Raw genomic sequence first — 22,879 nt, 5'->3', positions numbered from 1 at the left:
AGGTTCTGGCGCGGACGCAAGATGATCTTTCCGTTTTTGTCTCTCTGGGTTTTGGTTCCGCACCTCGCTTTGCCGGTGAGACGACGGCGCTGCATCAGATCATCGACCGTGCCGGGCGGCCCCATTCTCTGCGTCGTCTAGGCGCTGTCGGTGTGCCGCCAAGGCGGTTCTCTCCTAAGTGGTGGAAGGGCGGACTACTACGTTCGTGTTATCGGAAGTGACCATTCGGTGGCTCCTTGTCGGTCGAACACATGGTCGATGTCGCCGCGGACGTGCTCAACCTCAGGATCGTGCCGTTCCGTTTTTCTTCGACTCAGAGGAACCCACGCCCCGTCGGCTCCGCCATTTGGTGATATGCCGTTGAGTCCGAGGCGGCATGGAGAATCAGAGAGGCGCCCAATGGCGTCGAGAGCGGTCCATCGATGCTCGGATCTCGCTGTGATCGACCGGCAACTCGCCGTCAGAGAAGATAGTATACGTGTACGGTCTTAGGGGTCGAACTCGGTGTAGTGCTGAGAATGTATTCAGGAGGTTTATTGATGCCAACCGTAAAGCAAGTGTCCCGAGAGCCGCTTCGCCGCGAGCTGATCGCGGCGGAAGCGATCCAGCTTCTGAAAGAAGTCGGGTCGGACAAGCTCACCATGCGGGCACTAGCATCCAGACTTGGTGTATCGGCGATGGCTCTCTATCACCATGTGGATGACAAGGAGGAGCTTCTCAGGCTGATCGGAGACGACATCCTGGGCCGCATCGAGTTGCCGGACCCTGAGAGCGCGCCGTGGCAGGAACTGTTTCTGTTCGCGACTCATGCCTCGATGGACGCATTGTGTAGTGTTCCCGGGCTCAGTGCAGTGCTGCTGTCGAGCAAGCTGTTAGAGAATGCGCGCTCCCTGGTTGTGTTCAGCCTTCGACAGTTCGAGCGGGCAGGCCTGTCAAATACGGACGCGCAGGCAGCGTATGCAGGGGTTCAGCTTTTGTGCCTCGGTCGACTTGTCGTGCAGGAAAACATGAACTTCGCAGCCCATGGTGGTGTTTCACGTGACGCCGAGTTGAGCGGTTACATGGATATCCTTCGTAGCGACGCGACATTCGACCGGGCGCTCCTTGCGCTCCTCGAACCCTACGTAACGGACGCCTGATCGTTCGGGGCGAGCGCTTCTACGGCAACTGCACAGTTCGATTCCGCATAGTCCATCGGTGCGAGCGCCTCGTATTATGTAGCGGCCGAACCGGTATCCGTCCACTTGATCCATGTTTTGTGGCGAGGTTGAAAGAGTGAATCTGCGTTCCGCGAAGTGAATTGTTGAGTGTCGGCGCGGAGTCGATCCGGTTGTTGGCGCGGGCTACGGTCCAACGGGATCTACCTACCGGTTTGAGATGTCATGCATTGAATCCTGCCCTCACGATGTCGATATGCTACTCGGGCGGGGATTTCAAGCTGCGCCGCAAAATCTTCCCTGAGGCGGTCATCGGAAGTGCGTCGACGATAACTACTGTTCGTGGATACTTGTAAGCTGCCATCCGATCTTTGGTGAACCACACAAGGTCCTCCGCACTGACAGTGTGGTCACCCTTGACCGTGACGTAGGCCTTGACCGACTCGCCACGGTATTCGTCGGGAATACCGACCACCGCAGCCTCTTTCACGGCTGGATGAGAATAAAGCACATCCTCAACTTCTCGTGGCCATACCTTGTAACCACTGGCGACGATGACATCTTTCTTACGATCCACGACGTAGAACCAGCCGTCATGGTCGAAGTACCCCATGTCGCCTGTTCTCAGGCGGCCCTTCTCAAACGTTTCAGCTGTTTCCTCGGCGTTGTTCCAGTACGCCGGCACGATCCTGGGTCCCGCGACGACGAGTTCGCCAACCGACCCAGTCGCAAGCGCGCGACCACTGTCGTCCACTACCCATGTTTCACAGTCGAAGACGGGCTTGCCTACAGAGAGGGCGCCCGAGAGCGGATCGACCGGGGCGACTTCGCCGACAGGTACCGACAGTGCTGGAGACGTGGTTTCGGTCATTCCGTAGGCGTTGTAGATGTAGCGCCCGAACTTGGATTCGAATTGTTCGACCACTGACGGTGGAATGGGCGCTCCTCCCGATGCGACGGTCCGTAGCGAGGAGAGATCGTCGCGGGTGGCTTGGGGATCATTCATCAACGCGATGAAAACGGTGATGGCTCCTACGGTGAAAGCAGGGCGATGCTCACGAATTGCATCGAGGATGACTCCGGAATCGAATCGGTATGTGAGGGCTAGCGACATGCGAGCCGCGAACGCTGCCGCGATATGGCCGCTGAGTCCGGTGACATGGAACAGAGGAGCAACTCCGAGAATGGTGTCACCTGCGGTTAGTTCGAACCAGTCGCGGTAGGCCTCGCCGCCCAGGACGACATTGCGATGAGTATTTGTGGCGCCTTTGGGAGCGCCCGTTGTGCCGGAGGTATAGGTGATCACAGCGATGTCGTCCGCGGTGGTAGCGGGTGAGGTGAGTTTGCGATCAGAATATTCCGAGACGAGTTCGCGAAGGTCGTGTGCGTCCGCCCGAGTACGCGGTCCGGACGGGAGGACCCTTGAATCGTTGCGGGACTGATAGTCCCTCTCGTCGGTCGTGACCACAATGGTCACCGAGGAATCTGACAGGACTGGAACTCCGTACGAGGTATAGAGCGAGTCCAGTGTGATCAGCGCAGTGGCTCCGGAGTCATCGAGGATCCGCCCCAATTCGCGTGATTTGAGCATTGGGTTGGCAGAGACGGCAACCGCACCGGCCTTCCAGATCGCTACGAGTGCAATCACGTATTGCGGCACGTTCTGCAGGTAGAGCACGACTCGGTCACCGGACGCGAGGCCGCGATCGAGGAGGGCGGCGGCCAAGGCGCTCGATTCGCGGTCGACCTGATCGGCTGACAGTATCGCGTCGAAGTACCTGATCATCGGCGCGTCACGGTCCGCAGCAACGGCTTCGTCGAAAAGGTCGAGTGCGGTTTTGTCGCTCTGCGTCGCAGTCGATAGCGGTGTCCCGGTTGCTACGACTTCCGGACTCTCGTCGATCATCGTTGTCGTTCCTAATCTGTGTGGAATTGAATCGTCACGCTGGTTGTCAAGCACGGTGCAGGGTGAGGCCCTGGGCATTGAAGAAGAAACCGCCAGCGGTGATGAGAGCGCGTCGAGCGCCGTCGACCTGCCTGTCGCCGGCACGTCCTTGTAACTGGTGAACCGCTTCGCGGATATGGCCGGAACCCTGGGTTGCGCCCTCGGAAAGGGACCCACCGTGCGAATTGACGGGTATCCGCCCATCGATCAGTACGCGTTGTTCTTCTTCGACCCAGTGCGATTGGAGAAACGCACCCGCTTCGCCGGGCGCGCACCAGCCGGCGTTCTCGATCCAGTTGAGAGTGATTGGGGTGAATCCGTCGTACGGGAAGTAGACGTCGATGTCGTCGATCCAGAAATCGCTCTTGCGTTTAAGTGCCTCGATGACCACCTGCTGGCCGTGTTCGCGGAGGCTCGTTGTCTGATCTTCTTCGTTCTTGGCGCGCTGGCCGAGCGCTGCTGCTTGAATCAGAACTGGCGGCAGAGGCATGTCGGCCGCTCGTTCCGCGGTGGTGACTACGAATGCGTCGGCGCCGTCCACGGCAATGTCCATATCGAGCAAGGACAGGGGGGAGCGGATCATCCGAGCATTCATATAATCCTGCATGGACATCGGAGTCCGTATTGCCGCTGCCGGATTACGTGCAGCGTTGCTTCTGTCGTTGATTGCGACGAGTCCGAAATGTTCCTTGGGAACGTTGAACTCATGCATGTAGCGTGCGGCCCAGCCCGTGTATCCGGTGCTGGATGCCATGGTTTCGGGGCCGGGCTGGGGGTCGGAGAGACCTGCGGTTGCAATGCGACGGTACGGATCTTTCAGCGCCGAGGACGTGTTCCAGGCCTGTCGGTATGCAGCGTGGTACACCAGGACCGTGTTGCACAGGCCGCTGTGGACGGCGGCGGCGGCGATCGCGACGTGGTCGACGACCGGGATCAGCGGATTTCCCGACCACGTGATCTCGGGAATCCCCAGCGTGGACTGCATGACCGCTGCCGATGGCCAGGACCCGCAGATTCCGTCGATATCGGAGGCGCGAAGTCCGCACAGGCGCAGCACGTCGATCGATGCCTCTGCGGCCAGAGACGTCTGACTGCGCGCGGTGTTTCGTGCCGTGAACCCGGTCGTCGAGGCGCCGGCAATGGCCACCCGGTCCTTCATGGGGTTTCGTGAGTCGATCATTTAGCTGCCTCGGAACGTGTGAGTCGGAAAACGGGCATCGGCGAACCGTTTCGCTCGATCCAGTCGAGTTCCACAGCTGCTCCTATAACGACTTCGTCGTTGGTTCCGCCGACCACCGTGGAGGTGAATCTCACTCCGGGTGCATCTGCGAGATCGATGGACGCCACTGGGTACGGCGTCGAGTAGTCGACGCCGTCGGCCGGTGGTCCCTGGTTTAGGAAGATCACCATAAAGATGGTCCCTGACCCGGAGACCGATGTAGGTACCACTCGTGTCGACCAGCACTGCGGACACACAGGTTTGGGTGGGTGGTGCCATTCGTCGCAGTCCTGGCATTTGCTGATGACAAGCTCATGCCTCAATCGGCCTCGGTAGTGCGCTGCGTTGTCGTGTGTGATGGGTTCCCCGGGAAAGGCACGCACCAGTGCCTCGTCGTCGATTTCACTGCTGGTCAAGACTTTCCCTCCAGTGGCGGCGGCTATGCATATCTACCAACTGACCGGGCAGGCGTTCGTTATGATTGCCCGCCCGGCCACGAACTGACTGACTACTTTCCTGCGATCAGGTTCATCCCGTTCTCACGGAGAAAGAGTCGACGTTTGTTCTCGTCGAGACCGGCGACCTTGTTGTAGAAGTCGGCGGGTTCTCGCAGGCCCTCCGCATGTGGCCAGTCCGAACCCATGAGCAGTGTCTCGTCGGAACCCAGGTTCTCGATCATGCTGACCGTGTCGTCCTCGGGGTAGGGAACGACTCGTACATGCTTCTTGAAGATGGTGCTCGGTCGCTCGGTCAGCTGACCGCCCAACCAACGGCCGTTTCGAGCCATTCCCCGACTCTTGTCCATGTGCCGGATGAAGTGTGGAACCCATTCGGCACCGAATTCGCTCACCAGGACCTTGACGTTGGGAAATTTTCCGAAGACATTGTCGTAGATGAGAGCGGAGAGCGTGTCGGTGATGGGCCGTTCGCCGTATGTGTTCTGCCATTGCCAGGCCGAGAACTGGAACGGCGGGACGAGACCCCATCCCCACTGGGATGCGACGTTGTCCTGGTAATGGAACTCGGCGATGTGGTAGCAGACGACCGCTTTCGCCTCGTTGATTCGTGCCCAGAATGGGTCGAAGTACGGGTCTCCCGGGGAGCGGCCGTATGCCGGTCCGGCTGGCAGGGTGATGAACCGGGCGCCGGCCTCGAGGACTCGGTCGAGTTCCGCGCATGCTCGGTCGAGGTCACGCATGGAGAGCATCGCTGGTGCGTAGATGCGGTCCTTGTATGCGAATCCCCAGTCCTCGTCGATCCACTTGTTGAAGGATTCGAGGTTGTCGTAGAGAGGGTCGATGCCGTCGAGGTACTGCTCGGCCATCAGGGCCCACCCGCCCGGGTACATGATCGACTTCTCGATCTGTTGCTCGGTGAGCTGGATGAGCCGTGCATCACGGTCGAGGTATTCCTTCTGCATCGGCTCGTAGAACCTGTCGGCGTCCGCAGTGTCGCCGGACGCACGTTGCTTGAGCATTTCGACGAGTGACCCGGGTACGTAGGCCTGATCGAGATCGTTCTCGAGTGCGGTGACGATGCGGTCGTTTGCAAGCAGGATCTTGCGGCCGCTGGCGGACAGGATCGGGCGCACGGCCGTGTCGATCTTGGCTTTCGGTAGGTGCCGAGTGAAGCAGTCTTCGGCCTCGTAGGAGTGCTGATCGAAATCGGTCAGCTGGTAGGGAAGCTCACCGACAGTGCTCTCGATGATCGCCATCAGGTGTCCTTTCGTAACGGAGTCGTCGGATCGACCGAGACTCGGCGGCCGATCTTGGTCGCGTCTTTTCGTGGCTCCGTGAGTAGCCACTCGGTCAAAAGCAACTATACATGTAAAGCTCTAGATCTGCGGTCGTTTCAGGGAGGTGAAATAGGGGTTTACGGCTGCCCGAAAGAGGCTACTATACGTGTATAGTAGGGGTTCGTCGTGCTTAGTGCGACGCAATCGGTCGTTGAAAGGAATGCATCGAATGTCGTTGAAAATCGGGACACGTCTCTACAGCACTGTCAGTGATGTGCAGGTCATCGTCGTGCGCCTTGGCGACGCCGACAGTATCGTCCATTGTGGTGGGCAGCCGATGGCGGAGTCGCCCGTGGAACTTGACGGCCCGGCAGCGGCGCTGGACGGCGAAGTTGTTGTCGGCAAGCGTTACGAGGAGGCCAGTCTTGGTCTCGAGGTCCTCGTGACCAAGACTGGCGCAGGTGTGCTGTCGGTGAATGGAAGTCCGCTCGTGGTCAAGAGCCCGCTCAGGCTTCCCGCATCGGATTGATCGATTTCCTTTCTGGGTCAACGTCCAGTGAACCGTGGCGTGCGACGCTCGAGGAAGGCACGCTTTCCTTCCTGGGCGTCGTCGCTGGGGCCGACCCACAGGACAGCCTGCTGTGCATCTCCGAGGGATGATTCCAGCGAGTTCTCGAGTGCGCGACGCATCATGAACTTGACTGCGCGCAGCGCGAGCGGTGCTTTGCCGCTGAGCTCGCGAGCGATCGCCAGCGATCGGTCGACAAGGTCGGCGTCATCGACCACCTCGGTGAGCAGGCCGAACTCCAGCGCAGTAGCCGCGTCGTAGATCTCCGACAGGGCAACCATCCGGAACGCGCGGTCGTAACCCATCGCGCGAGTGAACAACCAGGCGCCGCCCTCGTCCGGGAGCAGTCCGGCGCGGCCACTAGTATCGCCCAACCGTGCACTTGATGCGGCGATTCGGATATCGCAGGCCAAAGCGAACGTGAGTCCACCGTTGACCGCGATCCCGTTGACAGCACACAACACTGGTTTGTCGAGCCGGGTCAGAGCGGTAACTATGGCGTGTGAATGCTCGCGAAGCTCGCGTGCGCGGCCGACCTGAGCGGACAGATCGGCCGCGAAACCCGCGTCGGGTGATACATCGCCACCCGTGCAGAACCCGCGCCCGGTGCCTGTGACGATCAGTACTTTGAGCGAATCGTCGAGTCGGTAGCGAGTGATTCCGGCGATGATCTCGTCGCACATGCGTGGTGTGTATGCGCCGAGACGCTCCGGACGGTTCAATACAATTCGTGCGATGGAACCGTCGACGACCTCGAACCGGGCGTGCTCGGCGTCGGTCGGTGCAGAGTCGACGTTCACAGTGCACCGACCGAGGGGACGGACTGCGTGGACCTGATTGCGGAGCCCAATTCGTCGGACAGGGCTGACCATGTACCGCCCATCGCATCCAGCAGTGTCGAGCGCCGGACGTATCCGCTCAGTGGGTGCTCGAACGTGAGACCGATTGCGCCACAGACCTGAAGGCATGCTCGGGACGTGGTGTCCAAAGCCGATCCGGCGAAGGCCTTGGCCGTGGCAGAAGCCCAAGGAGTCGCATCTGACCACGCGAGTTCGATCAGATTCTCGGCTGCGGACACGGCGACATGGGCTTCCGCGAGACGGTGCCGTGGTGACTGATTGGCGCCGATAGGCCTACCGAACTGCTTGCGGTCGGAAATCTGTCGTGTCGCGATGTCTATCATCGCGCGCCCGGTGCCGACGAGCTCCGAGGCAAGCGCACGGCGGACGACCGACTCGATGACGGCCCAGTCGGAGCTGGTGTCGGTCGTCGCGTCCTCGGGGACTACGCCCCGTACCGCAACGATGCCGGAGGACGGGTCGAACCCGGATACCTGGCGGTATTCGATATTCTGCGTTGGTTCGACGAGAAGTATGCGCGTCGAACCGTCGACAACAGTGGGAACGAGTAGCGAACCGGAGTCCGACTTTCCCAGTACGACACCGTCGATGATCACTGCGCCGCGTTCGCTGCGTGATCGAGGTGACGGGTCACCTAGCGGGTAGACCATGCCGACCGCGTCACCGGATTCGAGTCCGATAGCCCGTGATACCACGGCGTCGAGGGCGCGAGATCCGATGGCAGTCCTGCCTTGTTCGACGAACAGGAGGTTGATGGCTGCTGCTTCGTCCTCGTCGAGAACGTCATCCCATCCCAACTCGTCGAGGCCCGTCTGTAGGTGCTCGGGTCCGGAGCCGAGCACTGCACGAACTGATCCGCGCAGGAGGTCGAGTGTGTCAGCGTCCATTATCGTGTTCCTTAGGTAGGCCGAGCAGTCGGTCTGCAATGATCGTTCGCTGTATCTCGCCGGCACCGCCGTAGACGGAGGCCGCGCGCGAGTACCACCACTCCTCTCGCCAGTGGACATCTTCGGGGTCGTCCCCGATCACGAACTGTGCGCCGATGAGTTCGCGTGCAGCGTCGAGCACGGACTGCTCGGCGGTCGCCAACAGGACCTTGTCGATGCTGGTTTCCGGCCCGGCTGTCTCACCGCGAGCGAGCTTGCCGAGAGTGCTGAAGGTACGAGCGCGTAGTGCTGCAAGGTGTAGATACGCGCGGCCGACCACGCGATCGGCAGTCGGACTCGCGCCCTGCTCCTTGCTGGACCGGCGCACGATCTGTCGGAGGTGAGCGGTGGTCGTCGCCATTCGCATCCAGGCGTAGATACCGCGTTCGTACTGTAGAAGGTCCATGGCGACTGCCCACCCGCCTCCAACCTCGCCAATGATCCGATCGGAGTCGACACGAACATCAGTGAAGAAGATTTCGGCGAGTTCTTCCCGGCCGCTGGCGAGCGCGATGGGGCGCCGCTCGACTCCAACCTGGTCGAGGTCGACCAGGAACATGGTCAATCCCCGGTGGCGGCTCTCGGTTGTACCGGTGCGGGCCAGGAGCACGATCTTGTCGGCCCGTGCCCCATAAGATGTCCAGACCTTCTGGCCATTGATGACGTACCCGCCCTCCGACTCGACCGCGCGGGTACGAAGGGAAGCGAGATCGCTGCCCGCTTCGGGTTCGGAGAAGCCTTGTGACCAGAGTTCTTCCCCGGTGAGCGCACGGGGAAGAAATCGACGCGCCAGCTCCGGAGCGTGGTTGACCACCGCGGGGCCGACTACTTCGAGCACGAATAGGTGATCGGGAATGGAGTAGCCGTCCGCCACCAGCCGGTCGTAAATTCGGCCACGATCTGCGGACGAACCACCCGTCCCGCCAGCCGATGTGGGCCATCCCCGGGTGGTCCACGACCTGTCGTGTAGCCAGCGCATGAGTCTGCGGGAGTTCACCATCTGGGAGTCCAGGTCGTGGGGGGGCTTCCGGAGGTCGACGAGTGCATCCCGTGCGTCGGCGAGTGCCGCCGCGAACGACCCCGTGATGTCGTCGCCGGCCGGTGACATCAGCTACCCCGCTGGGTGCTGAGGATGGTGCATGCGCTGATGCCGGGCGCGCCGTATACATGGGTGAGCGCGTTGGTCGCGCCGGCCACCTGTCTATCCCCGGCATCGCCGCGCAGTTGCGTCGTGGCTTCGAAGACCATCCGGAGCCCTGAGGCGCCGACAGGTTCACCATTCGCGATGAGGCCGCCGTCGGTATTGACCGGATGCGACCCGCCGATGCGCGTCTGGCCGGTCGCGATCAAGTCGGTCTGCTCTCCGTCGGAGCAGAGCCCCACTTCTGCCATGTGCATTACCTCGGCACCACTTTCGGTGTCTTGTAGCTGCCAGACATCGATGTCGGACGGCGTCAGCCCGGCGGCCTCGAAAGCAGCCTTGGAAGCCAACTGCGACGGGGTGGGAGGGAGATCAGCGGGCAGAGACGTCTGGAACAACTCGAACGACCCGTACTGGCGGCTTCGCAAGGTGGACGCCCTTACGAAAACTGGTGTGTCGGTGTACTTGTCGGCAACATCGGGATGGCAGACAACCAACGCGACGGCACCCTCGCTGGGTGAGCAGACCATGTACTGACGCAAGGGGAAGTTGATCATCCTCGACGACATGATGTCCTCTTCGGAGATTGGCTTTCGACGCCACGCATTTGGGTTGAGGGCGCCGTTCTCGTAGGACTTGACGGCCACCCGGGCCAGGGTCTCTTCCGAGATCCCGTATTCATGCATGTAACGCTGGATCTTCATTCCGAAGAATTGGGGATTGACGAACATACCGTTCTGGCCGTACCACTTACCGACGCCCCATGTCGTGACGTCCGCCGCAGCAAAGGCTCCACGTGGATGCTTGTCGAACCCGACAACCACGCCGAGTTCTCCGGTACCGGCGGTAATCATGCTGCCGGCGGTGATGAGGCTGGCAGCACCGGTCGCACAGCCGTTGAGGACGTTTACGAAGGGGAGGCCTGTCGGCCCGAGTTCGCCGACCATGACATCGGCTTGTCCTCCGTCGAGGCTTCCGCCGACGGCCAGTTCGATGGCCGGCCAGGTTACTCCAGCGTCGGCCAAGGCCTGCCGGATCGCAACCAATGCCATTTCCTGAGCAGTGAGGTCTGATCGACCGAAAGGATGAATTCCGATCCCGACGATCGCCAGCAAATCCTTATTCATGTGTACCTTCTAGCGTTGTAGTCGGGCGGGATAGTGGCCGGAAGGCGTAGGTAGAACGAGCGTTGCCTTCGGGGTCGGTTCCGAATGGCACCGAGACCGCCTCCACTTCGGTGCCGATCGAGACCAGCGTGCCGGCATCGGCTGTGGGCACGTCCAGGCGTGTCTGAACTTTGCATACGCCGTCGAGGTCGACGTAGCCGACGACGAAGCCTTCGAAGTCGGATTCGGACTCCGGGCCGTCGTAGGGTGCTTTCGGCTGGAAGGCTTGGGTGGTCCAGGTCCAGACCTTCCCGATGCGTGGCAGCGACTCAACGGTGATGTCCGCTGACTGACAGTGCCCGCACGTATGTCTGACTGGAAAGTGAACGCTGTCGCACGCGCCGCAGCGACCGCCGAGAAGTGATATCTCGTCGGCGCTGTTCTGTGTCCAGAGGCCCTCTGCGATGGGTGTCGATGTTGCCAATCCGCACGCTCCTTTTTTGATGGGGACGCGATCTGCCGTGCCAAGAAGTTGGCAGATTGCATTTTTGAATGTGTTCCCGATGGCCGACTTTACATGTACAGTTGGCGTGTGGCGCAAGTCTCATGCTGTGACCCACATGACATCGCGACAACAGCGCGGCCGATCGAGTCTGGAGTTAAATTGACTGCAAGCGTTGAGTACGAGGGACGGCTCTTCATTAACGGCGACTTCCGTGAGGCGGCCTCCGGCCGACGCTACGATGTCGTCAATCCGGCTGACGAATCAATCGTCGGGACCGCCGCGGACGCTGGACCGGAAGATGTCGCGGACGCTGTCGAAGCGGCACATAATGCGGCGCAGTCGTCGCGCTGGGCCACTGACCGCGATTTCCGCTCGAAGTGCATGGCTCAGCTTCAGGCCGGACTCCGTAAGGAAGCCTCCACGGCCAGAGCGTTAGCGACTGCCGAAGCCGGAACGCCGACGACGGCGACCATGACACACGTGGACGCACAAATCGAGGACATGTCATTCTTCAACGGCCTGATCGAGACGTGGCCGTGGGAGGAGGATCTCGGTCCGTACGAGTTGCTCGGGATGCGAAGCAACCGTCGCGTTCGGTACGAGTCCTACGGGGTCGTCGGTGCGATCTCCCCGTGGAACGCCCCGTTCATGACCAACATTTGGAAGGTCGGGCATTCGTTGGCGACGGGCAACGCTGTCGTACTCAAGAGTGCCCCGGACACACCACTGTCGGCCGGTGTCATCGCGAAGGTCGCGCAGGAGTTCACCGACATCCCCGCAGGCATCATCAACACGATCAGCTCGGCCGACAAGGCGATTGCCGGCGAGGCGTTGACCACTGATCCTCGGGTGGGACTGTTGCATTTCACAGGTTCGCCGGGGGTGGGGCAGCGCATCGCGCAGAACGCCGCGGTCGGGATCCGTCATGTGGTCCTCGAGCTGGGCGGAAAGTCAGCGAACATTATTTTGCCCGACGCGAATCTGGATATGGCAGTGATGCTCGGTTCGATGATGTGCATGCAGAACAGTGGTCAGGGGTGTGCCCTGGCCACCAGAATGGTCGTGCATACCGATGTCTACGACGATGTCTTGGCGAGACTGGAGGCAGTCGTCGGGGGGATGCCGTGGGGCGACCCGACCGATCCCGCAACAGTCGTCGGTCCGATCATCCGCGCGGAACAGTTGACCCGTATAGAGGGTCTGGTCGATCGCGCAGTGAGCGACGGCGCGCGGGTGATCGTAGGCGGCAAGCGCGGCGACCGCGGCGGCAAGGGGTTCTGGTACCTGCCCACGGTCGTTGCGGACGCGGACGAGAATTCCGAGATTGCCAAGACTGAGGTATTCGGGCCGGTGCTCACGGTGGTTAAGTACAGCGGCAACGACGACGAGGCCGTGCGAGTGGCCAACAATAGTGACTACGGTTTGTCCGGTTACGTGCAGTCCGGAGATCCCGATCGCGCATGGGCGGTCGCGAACCGCCTCAAGGCGGGCACGGTCAATATCAACAATTCGTTCTACCTGTCCCCGGATTCGCCGTTCGGCGGGTACGGAATCAGTGGCGTCGGTGTCGAGCATGGGCGCGATGGGTTCCGGGAGTACTTGCAAGTGAAGACAATTGCGAGCCCCGCTCCGTCGGAGTAACCCCCCGCAATCCGAAAACCAACATCATCGGCCGCGCAATTCCACATCGAATTGCGCGGCCGACCCGTAACTCCTCAAAACGGTCACCGATATGTCGGCCTGACCGCACCATGCGTATACGAATCGCAGCTCGTCGAAAGGAAACTTCGTGAAAGAATCAATCTTGGACGGCGTGAGAATCGTCGATATGACATCGGGGTTGGCAGGGCCGATGGCCACACGTCTGTTGGCCGAATCCGGAGCGGACGTCATCAAAATCGAGCGACCGGGCGGAGATCCGATTCGCGAACAACACCCGGCAGGCTTCTCGAACTGGAACCGAAGCAAGCGCAGCGTGGTGATCGACCTGCGAACGGATGCCGGGCGAGCCGAACTACACGCTTTGCTCGATGGAGCCGACGTTCTGATTCACAACTTCACGCCGGCCAGAGCGAAGGATCGGGGGCTCGACGACGCCACTCTGCGTGAGCAGTACCCCAACCTCATCGCTTCCTCCCTGACCGGCTTCATGCGCAACCATCCGGATGCGGAGAAGCCCGGTTACGAGGTCACAGTGCAAGCGCAGACGGGCGCAATGGATGAACAGATGGGTCATCGCGACGGACCCACCCATCTGCGAATGCCCCTCGCCGGTTGGACCACCGCGTATCTCGCAGCAGCAGGAATCGTGACCCGCCTGCTGCTACGCCTTCGGACCGGACAAGCAGGGCCTGTGCACACGAGCCTCCAGCAAGGAATGCTTGCCGCGATGGGGGCCTTTTGGAACAGGGAAGAACACCCGACGGAGTTCCTGAAGGCGAAGATCCCTCTCCCCAAGCGCCAGGCGTTCCCAGCGATAACACTGTTCGAGTGTGCAGACGGTCGTTGGGTCCAGACGCTCGGTGGATTCATGGAGAACCCTCTCGTGATCGAGACGATCGCAATGATGGGCGAGGAATATGTGTTCGTACCGTTCCAGCAGATGCCGACAGCCGAGCAGAAGGACGTGTGGATGCGGATGTTCCTGCAGCGGACATCCGACGAGTGGCTGCAGGCATTCTGGGACGGTGACGTACCGGCGGGGCTGGTGAATGAGTTGGGTGAGATCCTGACAGATCCTCAGGTAGTAGCCAATGGTCACATCGTCGAGGTCACCGATCCCATATGGGGGCGGGTACAGCAGAGCGCGAGCCCCTACATCACTTCGCCTGCGACCTCGGTGCAGCGGCCGGCTCCGACGTTGGACGAGCATCACGGCGCGCGTTGGTCCGAACGGGTCGACCCGATACGCGCCGACACACCGGCTCCGAGTCGCCCGCTCGAAGGGTTGAAGGTTCTGGACTTCGGCATGTTCCTCGCAGGACCGTTCGCACCGGCGATGATGGCGGACATGGGGGCCGACGTGATCAAGGTCGAGGCCGTCGGTGGAGACCGGATGCGTTTCTCCGAGCTGATGTTCATCGGCTGTCAGAGAGGTAAGCGCTCCATCGCCATCGATCTCAGCAAGCCGGAGTCACATGATGTATTGGAGCGGCTCGTTCGCTGGGCCGACGTTGTGCATCACAATCTCCGGATGCCTGCTGCACGATCCCTCGGCATCGACGAAGAGTCCTTGCGCGCAATCAATCCCGATATCGTCTATTGCCACGTCAGCTCTTACGGATCGAAGGGTCCACGGGCCGACTGGCCGGGGTACGACCCGATCGCTCAGGCGAATTCAGGGTTCATGAAGGCCGGAGCGGGCGAGGGCAATCCTCCGATGTGGACCCGTAGCGCCCCCATGGACTTCCAAACTGCGCTGGCCTCGCTGGTTGCGACGTTGCTCGCGGTTTATCACCGTGACCGGACCGGGGAGGCCCAGTTCGTGACTACCTCCCTACTGGGGGCGGCTGCGACGATCAACAGCGAAACCATGATCCGTGATGACGGAAGTTACTTCCCGGTACCGACTTTGGACCAGGACCAGCGGTTAATCAAGCCCGGCTACGGTATATATCAGGCTGCCGACGGGTGGATCGCGGTAGCCGCGATCAGTGCTGAGGACGTGGTTGCGCTGAGGAAGGCGGTGAACGCCGAACTGGAAGGCAGCATCGAGGAGTCGATTGCAGCTCTGAGTGTCGACAATGCCGTGACGAAACTGGCCGAGGTAGGTATCGCGGCTGACCGTGTCCGCGAGGATTACCAAGAACAATTCTTTGACGATCCCGACAATCAGGCGTCCGAGCTCGCCACTCATACCGAACACCCGCTGTACGGCCGCCTGGATCAGGCTGGCGCATTTTGGTCATTCGAGGACATGGGCCTCAGCCTCGACCGCACCGTTCCGCTGCTCGGACAACACACGACTGAGATCCTTGCCGAGATCGGCATCGAAGAAGCGGCGATCGGTCAACTATTCGAGCACGGAATCGCCGCCGAGCGCGAGATCGCATTCGTACCTCGCTGAGGCAGCACCTGGCTAGGCAGCAATGAGCGGGTGGAACCGAGATTTCCACCCGCTCATTTACTTGGATCGTCAGAGATCGAGCACGAGGCGAGGAGTCCGCGACCGCGAGACACAGATCATCATGAGCTCATGGGTCTCGTTGTCCTCCTCGCAAAGTATGGAGTCGCGATGGTTCAGGACTCCTTCGATGGATCGGAGTTACACCGATCCCACTCGCAATCAACAAGTAGTGCTCTGCCGCTGCGAGTTCGAAGTGCGAGATGCGAACGAGACGCCGGTGCAATCTGGCAGAGAACGAGAGAGGCCAGTTGGGCCTGCGGGTCAAGTCGACCTCGAGTGGATCCGTGAACGTGGCGGTAGACGTTCGCAGTGACTCGGCCGAGCGTTTGACGGGTTCGAGATTCAGTTTTCGATAGCGATTGCATATTCGGGGGAACTGGCTTCTGCTGCGACAGTGAAGGATTCAAGCTCAACAGGAACCGCGGCGTGCAGGGCCGTGTCACGTCCTTGTAGATCGGCTCCACATACCTTTGGCGCTTCCCTGTAGCCAATGGCCGTAGTCAGTGCTGGCCGAAGAGTCGACGATCAAGCGATCGTGTCGGGCGCATAGTGGTCGACTAGTGCAGTGACAGCTGCCTGAAAACTTGTGTGCTTACGAAGAACTACCGAGTATCGGGCGAGTTCACTGTCGCCGGCCGGTGTCGCGAAGTTTGCGCTTTCCTCCGTGTAGAGGCATCCGAGAACGAGTTGGTGCACACCGGCGTACGCCGTCTGGGCTTCGGCCCGGCAGAGCCCAGCGCGTTCGAACTGGTGGATGCTGAACAGTGCGAGAGCCCGCGCGTTCGGGAGTAGTCGGCTCGAGAGCAGTACTGAGCTCAATCCCGGCACGCTCAACAGCGCTTGGATCGATGCTTCGACCGCATAGAGGAAAAGCTCTCGCCAGGGACCGCTTTCGGGGTGAGGAAGTTCGATGCGACTAAGCAGCTCGTCGCCGACCAGGCGCAATAGATCGTTCTTGTTGTCGACGTGGTGATACAGCGCCGTCGCAGAGACATTCAAATGGCGCGCGAGCGTACGCATGGTGAGCTTGTCGGCTCCGACTTCACCGAGAATCTTCATTGCCGCCGCAGCGATCATCTTTCGGTCGAGTGGTGCGCGCGACTCCTCCTGTCGAACGGTCACAGTTCCCCCATTTGATCGTGGCATCACCCGAGAGGGTGTACTTTACATGTAAAGCCCTTTGGCGTGGTGATGCCGTCATATTTGAGAGGTCAGGGACCCATGATTAAATTGTCTGTCGATTCGACGCGCCTGGAGATTTTGCTCCGTCGAATAGAGAACGAGATCGACCGTGGTTTGTTGCCGTCGGCCCAGGTGGCGGTCGCGCATGATGGTGTGATCGTGGCGGACGCGACTTTCGGGGATGCACTTCCGACCACGCGATATGTCCTACAGTCCGCTGGCCGGCCGGTAGTGGCCGGTGTCGTGTGGAAGCTCATCAGTGACGGTGTTCTCGACATCGGACGGCCTGTCGCCGAGTACATTCCCGAGTTCGCGTCGAACGGCAAGGACAGTGTGACGGTTGAGCAGGTTCTCACTCACACCGGCGGTTTCCCTCTTGCGCCCTTGGGTTTTCCGGCGATGCTCAGTCGGTCGGCACGGCTCGAAGCTTTCGCCAAGTGGCGGTTGACGTATGAGCCCGGTACCCGGCTGGAATTTCATCTGACGTCCGCTGCGTGGATTGCTGGGGAACTGTGCGAGCGCACGACGGGGTTGTCGATGCGTGAATACCTCCGGGAGGAGTTGACGGGTCCCCTCGGGCTGAACAGTATCGAGATCGGGCCCCCGATCGAATCTCAGGGAGACGTCGCGAAGTTCGTGCTCCTGGGAGACGGCGGCGGCGAGGTGTCACCGTGGGGGCCGTGGTACCTGTCGACTCCGGACGTCCTGGCGGCCGGAGAGCCCAGCCACTCGATGGTGTCCACTGCTGTCGATCTTGCGCTGTGGTATCAGGCGATCATGAACTCGCCGCTGTGGAAGCGCGAAGTCGTCGAGGACGCGTTGAGGGTACGTGTGACCCTTCCTATCCAGGGTGAACGTGGTGGAACGCGCAGCGTTCCCGGGAACATCGCGCTGTTCGTCGCGGTAGCCGGCGATGACGGTATCCAGCGGGCATTTCTTCCGACAACGGGTAGTCCGTCGACTTTCGGTCACGGCGGCGCTCCCAGTCAGATCGCGTTTGCCGACCCCGAATCGGGACTGTCTTTCGCGTTCCTGACCAACGGATATCCAGCCAGTGGGTACGAGCAGGGTCGGGCTGGACTGAACAGGATCATCAACATCGGGAACCTTGCGGCCGACCTGGTCGTCTGACAGGCCGGCCTCGGGTCCGGCTCAGATTCCCAATCGGTCGAGCATCCGCTCGTGGAACAACGCAGGCCCGCCCAGCAGGAGTTCCGATGCTTTGGCGCGACGGAAGTAGAGATGGGCGGGATGTTCCCAGGTGAACCCGATGCCGCCGTGCACCTGGATCGTCTCCTTGGCCACGAACATCGCTGCTGCGGAACAGGTTATGTGTGCCGCCGCAGCGGCGACGCTAGCCTCGTCGGAGTCGGTATCGGCCAGCCTTGCGGCGCGGCCTGCTGCGGCAGCGGCCAACTCGACGTGTACCAGCATCTCGGCGCAAAGATGTTTGACCGCCTGGAAAGAACCGATCGACCGGCCGAACTGTCGTCGTTCCTTGGAATAAGCGACACTCATCTCGAGGCAACGACGAGCGATTCCGACCTGCTCGGCAGCCAATGCCACACATGCAAGGTCGAGCACACGTGCCATCATTCGGCCGGCACCTCCGTCGCGGCCGACCATACGCGCCGAGACCCCGTCCACGACCACCTTGGCGAGTGGTCGGGTGGCGTCCAGAACATCCATGGGTTCGACTCGAATTCCCGGTGATCGGGCATCGACAGCGAACAGCGTCGGCCCGGCCGTTGTCCGTGCCACGACCAGGATCAGTGACGCCGACTCGGCGCTGGGTACCCAGGATTTGACGCCGTCGAGAGTCCAGGAACCGGACTCGTCCTTCGTGGCACGGGTCTTGACCAGGGCCGGGTCCCAGGTTCCGTCCCGCTCGGCTGCTGCGAGGGTTGCGCATACCGTGCCGTCGGCGATGCCCGGCAGGTACTCCGCGCATGCATCATCGTCTCCGGAGACGAGCAATGCGCGCGCGGCGAGCACGACACTTGCGAAGAAGGGTGAGGGCACCAGTGCCCGGCCCATCTCTTCGAGGATGACCGACTGTTCCACCGTTCCGAACCCGTCGCCCCCGAATTGTTCCGGTATCGACATGCCTTGGGCTCGAAGTTGGGTAGACATTTGACTCCAGATCTCCGGGTCCAGCGCCTCCGTCGTCGCAGACAATGCCCGTACTACCTCCTCCGGAACCTTCGTCTCGAAGAATTTGCGTACCGACGTGCGAAGGTCGTCGAGTTCGTCCACTGAAGCGGTCACTTCGATACCCCATCTGTTGCGCCCGAGCGGGCGATGTCCTTGAACGGTCGTGAGTTGTCGATGGTCGGATCCTTGGGTAGTCCCAGGACCTGCTCGGCGAGAATGTTCTTCATGATCTCCTCGGTACCACCCAGGATGCGCATTGCCGGGCTGGCCAGTAAGAGTTGACTCCAGGCGAACGTTCCCCATTCGCCGGTGTCGGCGATCATTCGCGGACCGAGGATGTTCGATACGAAATGGGCTGCACGAGTTAGGTTTCGGCCCTGCATAAGCTTGGCAACGGATCGCTCTGCGCCTGGTGTTCCGCCGACGGCCAGCGTGCGCGCGGACTGTTCGTTGAGAGCCGCCACGGCCATGGACTCGGCGAGGAATTCGCTGAGATCACGACGGAGAGCGCGATCGTCCCACGTCCACGTGGCTCGCATCAGAGCGGCCAGACTGTCGGGAGTCAATGCGCGGGTCACGGATTCGGTGCTCGAACCGCCGACCACGTCTCTCTCGTTGAGTAGCGTCGTGAGCGCAACTGTCCAGCCGCCGTTCACTTCTCCGAGGCGGTGGTCGTCGGGAACGAAGACGTCGTTGAGGAAGACTTCGTTGAATTCCGATCCGCCCGTCATCTGCTTGAGTGGCCGAACTTCTACTCCGGGGGCGGTCATGTCGACGATAAACGCGGTCATTCCGCGATGCTTGGGTACCGAGGTATCCGTGCGACACAGTGCTTCGCCGATCTGACTGTGCTGTGCGGCCGAGGTCCACACCTTCTGGCCGTTCAGCAGCCAGCCGTCACCACTGCGGGTCGCCCGGGTTTCGACGGCTGCAAGATCCGATCCGGCTGCCGGTTCGCTGAAGAGTTGACAGGCGATGATGTCACCGCGGTACATCGCGGGCAGGTAGCGCTCGCGCGTTGGCTGCTGTGCGTGTGCCGAGATGGTCGGACCGATCAGTCCCAGCCCTACCACCGACAACTGACTGGTGTCTGGGACGTCGTACTTCGATTCGACTGCGTCGTAGATCATTTGGTGGGTCGGGGACAATTCGCGCCCGCCGAACTCTTTCGGTCCGGTAATCCAGCCCCAACCATTGTCGTATCTCGTTCTCTGCCAAGTCTTTGCCGCAGAGATCAGTCGGATCTCTTCCTCCTCGGATTCGTTCGAGAAGAATGAGACCCGGTCGTCGCCGGTGCCCCATATCCGTTCGCCGCCGGATGGGCGTCGCTGTGCGTGGGCATCGAGAAACGCACGTACTTCGGATTCGAAACCCGAGGGATCGTCGACATCGATGTCGGACTCGGAGGTGATACCAGCCATTGGCCATCCTTGCTCGCTGTGTTGTGGGTACTACACGTACTATACGTGTATAGTAGTGATCGTGGCCACACGCTAGGGCGTGTGTCCGGGTCGCCTCCTGTGCGCTCGGGACTGTCGTGTTCACCACCTGCAGGGCCGGTACGGACCATTGATCACCGCATCGAAGAGGGACTTTGAAGATGACCAAGATCTGGGCAAACTCCGCGGACTCGCACGTTCTCGAACCCGACGACCTATGGACACAACGGCTACCGGCGCGCCTCGCGGAACGGGCACCTCGTTCCGAACGGGGCGAGAAGTACGAAATCCTGTACATCGACGGCAAGCAGATTAACCGTCAGCTCAACGACTTCATGGACGCCATTCGTCCGCCCGGCGCCCGAGATCTCGACATTCGTCTCAAGGATCTAGACCAAGAAGGAGTCTGGGCGCAGCTGGCCTTCCCCTCGATGGGATTCTGGACTGTGGAGATCCAGGATCCTGAACTGGCCCGCGAAGTGGTTCGCGCCTGGAACGACTGGGCCTACGAGGAGATCCTGCAGAAAAACAAGAGGATCTTCACCCCCGCGATTGTTTCCCTAGCCGACGTCAACGACGCGGTCGCAGAACTCGAACGGACGGCCGACCTCGGATTCCAGACGGCGTTTCTGCCATGCGGTACGCGTCCTGGAGAGGATTGGGGCCTCGACAAGTGGGAACCCCTCTGGGCCGCCGCAGAGAGACTTGGAATGGTGCTGTCGTTCCACATCGGAACAGGCGGTGAGAACGTCGTCTATCGGGGTCCCGGCGGCGCCGTCGTCAACTACATGGAGACGACGTATCCCGGTATGCGCGTGGTGTCTCACATGGTTGCCGGAGGCGCTCTCGATCGCCACCCCGACTTGAAGATCCTCATCGCAGAAGGGGGTGCCGCGTGGGTCCCGGCCATCGGTGATCGGATGGACGAGGCGTACCGGCAGCACGGCATGTTCGTGCGCCCCAAGCTCAGTCGCCTTCCCAGCGAGATCGTCCGCCACCAGGTCTATGCATCGTTTCAGCACGACATCAGCGGTGTGCAGATTATCGAGGGTACCAACTACCGCAACGTGTGCTGGGGTGACGACTACCCGCACCTCGAGGGAACCTACGGACACACCCAGGAGACGCTCCGCACGTTGTTCGACGGGGTATCGCCCGAGATACAGGATCGAGTCCTCCGCGGAACGTTCGCTGAGCTCTTCCGTGTCCCCGAGCGGACCGCCGCCGACGAAGCGCGGTGAGCGTGTCTGATCGTGGAGGCTCAGTTGTGAACCTGGAGGCACAGTAGTGAACATTGCAATGTTGCTGGACATGGTGGCAGACAGCTACGGGGACAGAGTCGCCCTGGCCGGAACTCGACATCGGATTACATACTCGGAGCTTCGGACCTCCGCGCGGGGCGGTGCGGACATCATTACTCGGTCCGGCGCGCAATCGGTCGCGCTGGTAGGGGTGAACAGCGAAGTGGTCCCGTTGCTCCTGTTCGCCGCGGCCAAGGCCGGCGTTCCGCTGACACCGCTGAATTACAGGTTGTCCCAGGAGCAGTTGGCGGAACAGATCGGTCGTTTACCGGAGCCGTTGCTGGTGGTCGATCCGGAGTATGTGGAGATAGTGCGCCGCTCCGTCCCTGCGGTGTACTCGAGCGCAGACTGGTTCGAAACGACGTCTGGCCTCAACGTCGACAGCGAGGGACTGACGTCCGACGAGGACCAGCCGGCCGTCGTCCTGTTCACCAGTGGAACGACGTCGACACCCAAAGGTGTTGTCCTCGCGCACGACAATCTGGTCAGCTATGTCTTCCAAACTGTCGAGTTCGCTTCGGCAGACGAGGACTCATCAGCACTCATCAGCGTCCCGCCCTATCACATCGCCGGCATCGGTACCGCTTTGACCAATGTGTACTCCGGACGACGCATGGTATATCTGCCGAACTTCTCGGCTCGCGCTTGGCTGGATCTGGTTCGCAGCGAACGGGTGAGCAATGCCATGGTGGTTCCGACGATGTTGGCGCGAATCGTTGAGGAATTGGACGGTGCACCAGCGGACACGCCGCACCTGAATTCGTTGGCGTACGGAGGTGCTCGGATGCCGCGGCCAGTGCTCGAACGCGCCTTGACCGTATTTCCCGCAACGGGTTTCGTCAACGCATATGGCCTGACCGAGACGAGTTCGACCATCGCGGTTCTCGGTCCCGACGACCATCGGGCGGCCATGGCGGGCGACCAGGTGGCCCTCGACCGCCTGAGTTCTGTCGGGCAGATGGTGCCGGGAATAGAGGGCGTCGTGCGCGACGCAGCCGGACGTCCGCTGGAGGCCGGCGTAACGGGCGAGTTGTGGGTCCGGGGTCCCCAGGTGTCCGGGGAGTACGTCGGCCTGGGCTCGGTGCTCGACGAGGACGGCTGGTTCCCGACGCGGGATCGTGCATTCTTCGACACCGACGGATACCTCTTCATCGAAGGACGGTCGGACGACACGATCATCCGCGGTGGCGAGAACATAGCCCCAGCCGAGATCGAGACCGTTCTGCTCGAGCACCCATCCATTCGTGACGCCGCAGTGTTCGGGTCGCCGGACGACGAATGGGGCGAGAGAATCATCGCAGCGATCGTCCTCACGGACATCAGACCCGGCCCGGACGCCGAGTCAGTACGTGCGTACGTCAGAGAACGTCTTCGGGGTTCACGCACACCCGACGATATTGTGTTTCGTGATGAGCTTCCGTACACGCAGACGGGCAAGCTTTTGAGAAATGAGCTGCGCCGCAAGGAGATCGAGTCCAGCCTCGGTTAAGCCGTCATGATGTCGTCGGCGTCGAC

19 protein-coding genes are annotated in these 22,879 nt (G+C 61.2%); 7 read left to right on the top strand and 12 right to left on the bottom strand.

Features of this window, described 5'->3' with window-relative positions:
* The first annotated feature begins 539 nt into the window (after window positions 1–539).
* Window positions 540–1,139, top strand: a complete 600-nt coding sequence (locus A0W34_RS30300; protein ID WP_232330081.1) for a TetR/AcrR family transcriptional regulator — start codon at window positions 540–542, stop codon at window positions 1,137–1,139.
* Window positions 1,140–1,416: 277 nt separating this feature from the next.
* Here the strand turns inward: A0W34_RS30300 and A0W34_RS30295 are convergent, their stop codons facing one another.
* From A0W34_RS30295 to A0W34_RS30280, 4 genes are all read right to left on the bottom strand, one after another.
* Window positions 1,417–3,063: a class I adenylate-forming enzyme family protein gene (locus A0W34_RS30295; protein WP_081559055.1), complete on the bottom strand. Its 1,647-nt coding sequence runs from the start codon at window positions 3,061–3,063 to the stop codon at window positions 1,417–1,419.
* A gap of 46 nt (window positions 3,064–3,109) precedes the next feature.
* Window positions 3,110–4,282, bottom strand: coding sequence for a thiolase C-terminal domain-containing protein (locus A0W34_RS30290; protein WP_081559053.1), 1,173 nt, complete (start codon window positions 4,280–4,282; stop codon window positions 3,110–3,112).
* Entirely contained in the window at window positions 4,279–4,704 is a 426-nt protein-coding gene (locus A0W34_RS33695) for a Zn-ribbon domain-containing OB-fold protein (protein WP_269750134.1), read from the bottom strand. Before A0W34_RS33695 ends, A0W34_RS30290 begins: the two co-directional genes overlap by 4 nt.
* 125 nt (window positions 4,705–4,829) lie before the next feature.
* Window positions 4,830–6,035 (bottom strand): amidohydrolase family protein, encoded by a 1,206-nt coding sequence (locus A0W34_RS30280; protein ID WP_081559049.1) that lies wholly within the window; start codon window positions 6,033–6,035, stop codon window positions 4,830–4,832.
* Between the two features lie 250 nt (window positions 6,036–6,285).
* On the opposite strand from A0W34_RS30280, the gene A0W34_RS30275 reads away from it, so the two are divergent.
* On the top strand, window positions 6,286–6,585 hold the full coding sequence (locus A0W34_RS30275; RefSeq protein WP_232330080.1) for a hypothetical protein: 300 nt from the start codon (window positions 6,286–6,288) through the stop codon (window positions 6,583–6,585).
* A 17-nt stretch (window positions 6,586–6,602) separates the two neighbouring features.
* Here the strand turns inward: A0W34_RS30275 and A0W34_RS30270 are convergent, their stop codons facing one another.
* From A0W34_RS30270 to A0W34_RS30250, 5 genes are read right to left on the bottom strand one after another with little or no spacing between them, the layout of a single operon-like run.
* Window positions 6,603–7,424, bottom strand: a complete 822-nt coding sequence (locus A0W34_RS30270) for an enoyl-CoA hydratase/isomerase family protein (protein ID WP_232330079.1) — start codon at window positions 7,422–7,424, stop codon at window positions 6,603–6,605.
* Window positions 7,421–8,371, bottom strand: coding sequence for an acyl-CoA dehydrogenase family protein (locus A0W34_RS30265; RefSeq protein ID WP_081559045.1), 951 nt, complete (start codon window positions 8,369–8,371; stop codon window positions 7,421–7,423). Before A0W34_RS30265 ends, A0W34_RS30270 begins: the two co-directional genes overlap by 4 nt.
* Window positions 8,361–9,518 (bottom strand): acyl-CoA dehydrogenase family protein, encoded by a 1,158-nt coding sequence (locus A0W34_RS30260; protein ID WP_081559043.1) that lies wholly within the window; start codon window positions 9,516–9,518, stop codon window positions 8,361–8,363. Before A0W34_RS30260 ends, A0W34_RS30265 begins: the two co-directional genes overlap by 11 nt.
* Window positions 9,518–10,678, bottom strand: a complete 1,161-nt coding sequence (locus tag A0W34_RS30255) for a thiolase family protein (protein ID WP_081559041.1) — start codon at window positions 10,676–10,678, stop codon at window positions 9,518–9,520. Before A0W34_RS30255 ends, A0W34_RS30260 begins: the two co-directional genes overlap by 1 nt.
* Window positions 10,671–11,141 (bottom strand): Zn-ribbon domain-containing OB-fold protein, encoded by a 471-nt coding sequence (locus A0W34_RS30250; RefSeq protein WP_198035727.1) that lies wholly within the window; start codon window positions 11,139–11,141, stop codon window positions 10,671–10,673. The genes A0W34_RS30255 and A0W34_RS30250 overlap by 8 nt, the downstream gene beginning before the upstream one ends.
* A gap of 180 nt (window positions 11,142–11,321) precedes the next feature.
* On the opposite strand from A0W34_RS30250, the gene A0W34_RS30245 reads away from it, so the two are divergent.
* Both A0W34_RS30245 and A0W34_RS30240 read left to right on the top strand, forming a co-directional pair.
* Complete coding sequence (locus A0W34_RS30245; protein ID WP_232330078.1) at window positions 11,322–12,803, top strand: aldehyde dehydrogenase family protein; 1,482 nt, start codon at window positions 11,322–11,324, stop codon at window positions 12,801–12,803.
* A gap of 148 nt (window positions 12,804–12,951) precedes the next feature.
* The gene (locus A0W34_RS30240; protein ID WP_081559037.1) at window positions 12,952–15,228 is read left to right on the top strand and encodes a CoA transferase; all 2,277 of its coding nucleotides are present in this window, start codon (window positions 12,952–12,954) and stop codon (window positions 15,226–15,228) included.
* A gap of 585 nt (window positions 15,229–15,813) precedes the next feature.
* Here A0W34_RS30240 and A0W34_RS30235 read toward each other — a convergent pair.
* Window positions 15,814–16,410, bottom strand: a complete 597-nt coding sequence (locus tag A0W34_RS30235; protein WP_198035726.1) for a TetR/AcrR family transcriptional regulator — start codon at window positions 16,408–16,410, stop codon at window positions 15,814–15,816.
* 99 nt (window positions 16,411–16,509) lie between these two features.
* On the opposite strand from A0W34_RS30235, the gene A0W34_RS30230 reads away from it, so the two are divergent.
* Window positions 16,510–17,601 (top strand): serine hydrolase domain-containing protein, encoded by a 1,092-nt coding sequence (locus tag A0W34_RS30230; protein WP_156888974.1) that lies wholly within the window; start codon window positions 16,510–16,512, stop codon window positions 17,599–17,601.
* A 21-nt stretch (window positions 17,602–17,622) separates the two neighbouring features.
* On the opposite strand, the gene A0W34_RS30225 is transcribed toward A0W34_RS30230, so the two are convergent.
* Window positions 17,623–18,738, bottom strand: a complete 1,116-nt coding sequence (locus tag A0W34_RS30225) for an acyl-CoA dehydrogenase family protein (RefSeq protein WP_081559033.1) — start codon at window positions 18,736–18,738, stop codon at window positions 17,623–17,625.
* Complete coding sequence (locus tag A0W34_RS30220; protein WP_081559031.1) at window positions 18,735–20,045, bottom strand: acyl-CoA dehydrogenase family protein; 1,311 nt, start codon at window positions 20,043–20,045, stop codon at window positions 18,735–18,737. Before A0W34_RS30220 ends, A0W34_RS30225 begins: the two co-directional genes overlap by 4 nt.
* A 179-nt stretch (window positions 20,046–20,224) precedes the next feature.
* Here A0W34_RS30220 and A0W34_RS30215 point away from each other — a divergent pair, with 179 nt between their 5' ends.
* Window positions 20,225–21,304 carry an amidohydrolase family protein gene (locus A0W34_RS30215; RefSeq protein ID WP_081559029.1) on the top strand — a complete coding sequence of 360 codons (1,080 nt, stop codon included), beginning with the start codon at window positions 20,225–20,227 and terminating at the stop codon, window positions 21,302–21,304.
* A 46-nt stretch (window positions 21,305–21,350) separates the two neighbouring features.
* Window positions 21,351–22,853 (top strand): class I adenylate-forming enzyme family protein, encoded by a 1,503-nt coding sequence (locus A0W34_RS30210; RefSeq protein WP_081559028.1) that lies wholly within the window; start codon window positions 21,351–21,353, stop codon window positions 22,851–22,853.
* Window positions 22,854–22,879 lie beyond the last annotated feature (26 nt).

It is taken from the genome of Rhodococcus sp. BH4, from assembly GCF_002079265.1.
GTDB classification, from domain to species: Bacteria; Actinomycetota; Actinomycetes; order Mycobacteriales; family Mycobacteriaceae; genus Rhodococcus_F; species Rhodococcus_F qingshengii.
The sequence above is the reverse complement of the archived record's forward strand: the minus strand, read 5'-3'. Positions and strand labels throughout refer to the sequence as shown.

Excerpts from the sequence above, each read along its gene's own strand:
- A0W34_RS30290 (WP_081559053.1), bottom strand. The coding sequence starts at position 4,282 with ATGATCGACTCACGAAACCCCATGAAGGACCGGGTGGCCATTGCCGGC.
- A0W34_RS30275 (WP_232330080.1), top strand. The coding sequence starts at position 6,286 with ATGTCGTTGAAAATCGGGACACGTCTCTACAGCACTGTCAGTGATGTG.
- A0W34_RS30230 (WP_156888974.1), top strand. The coding sequence starts at position 16,510 with ATGATTAAATTGTCTGTCGATTCGACGCGCCTGGAGATTTTGCTCCGT.
- A0W34_RS30295 (WP_081559055.1), bottom strand. The coding sequence starts at position 3,063 with ATGATCGACGAGAGTCCGGAAGTCGTAGCAACCGGGACACCGCTATCG.
- A0W34_RS30280 (WP_081559049.1), bottom strand. The coding sequence starts at position 6,035 with ATGGCGATCATCGAGAGCACTGTCGGTGAGCTTCCCTACCAGCTGACC.
- A0W34_RS30300 (WP_232330081.1), top strand. The coding sequence starts at position 540 with ATGCCAACCGTAAAGCAAGTGTCCCGAGAGCCGCTTCGCCGCGAGCTG.
- A0W34_RS30260 (WP_081559043.1), bottom strand. The coding sequence starts at position 9,518 with ATGTCACCGGCCGGCGACGACATCACGGGGTCGTTCGCGGCGGCACTC.
- A0W34_RS30255 (WP_081559041.1), bottom strand. The coding sequence starts at position 10,678 with ATGAATAAGGATTTGCTGGCGATCGTCGGGATCGGAATTCATCCTTTC.
- A0W34_RS30220 (WP_081559031.1), bottom strand. The coding sequence starts at position 20,045 with ATGGCTGGTATCACCTCCGAGTCCGACATCGATGTCGACGATCCCTCG.
- A0W34_RS30215 (WP_081559029.1), top strand. The coding sequence starts at position 20,225 with ATGACCAAGATCTGGGCAAACTCCGCGGACTCGCACGTTCTCGAACCC.
- A0W34_RS30265 (WP_081559045.1), bottom strand. The coding sequence starts at position 8,371 with ATGGACGCTGACACACTCGACCTCCTGCGCGGATCAGTTCGTGCAGTG.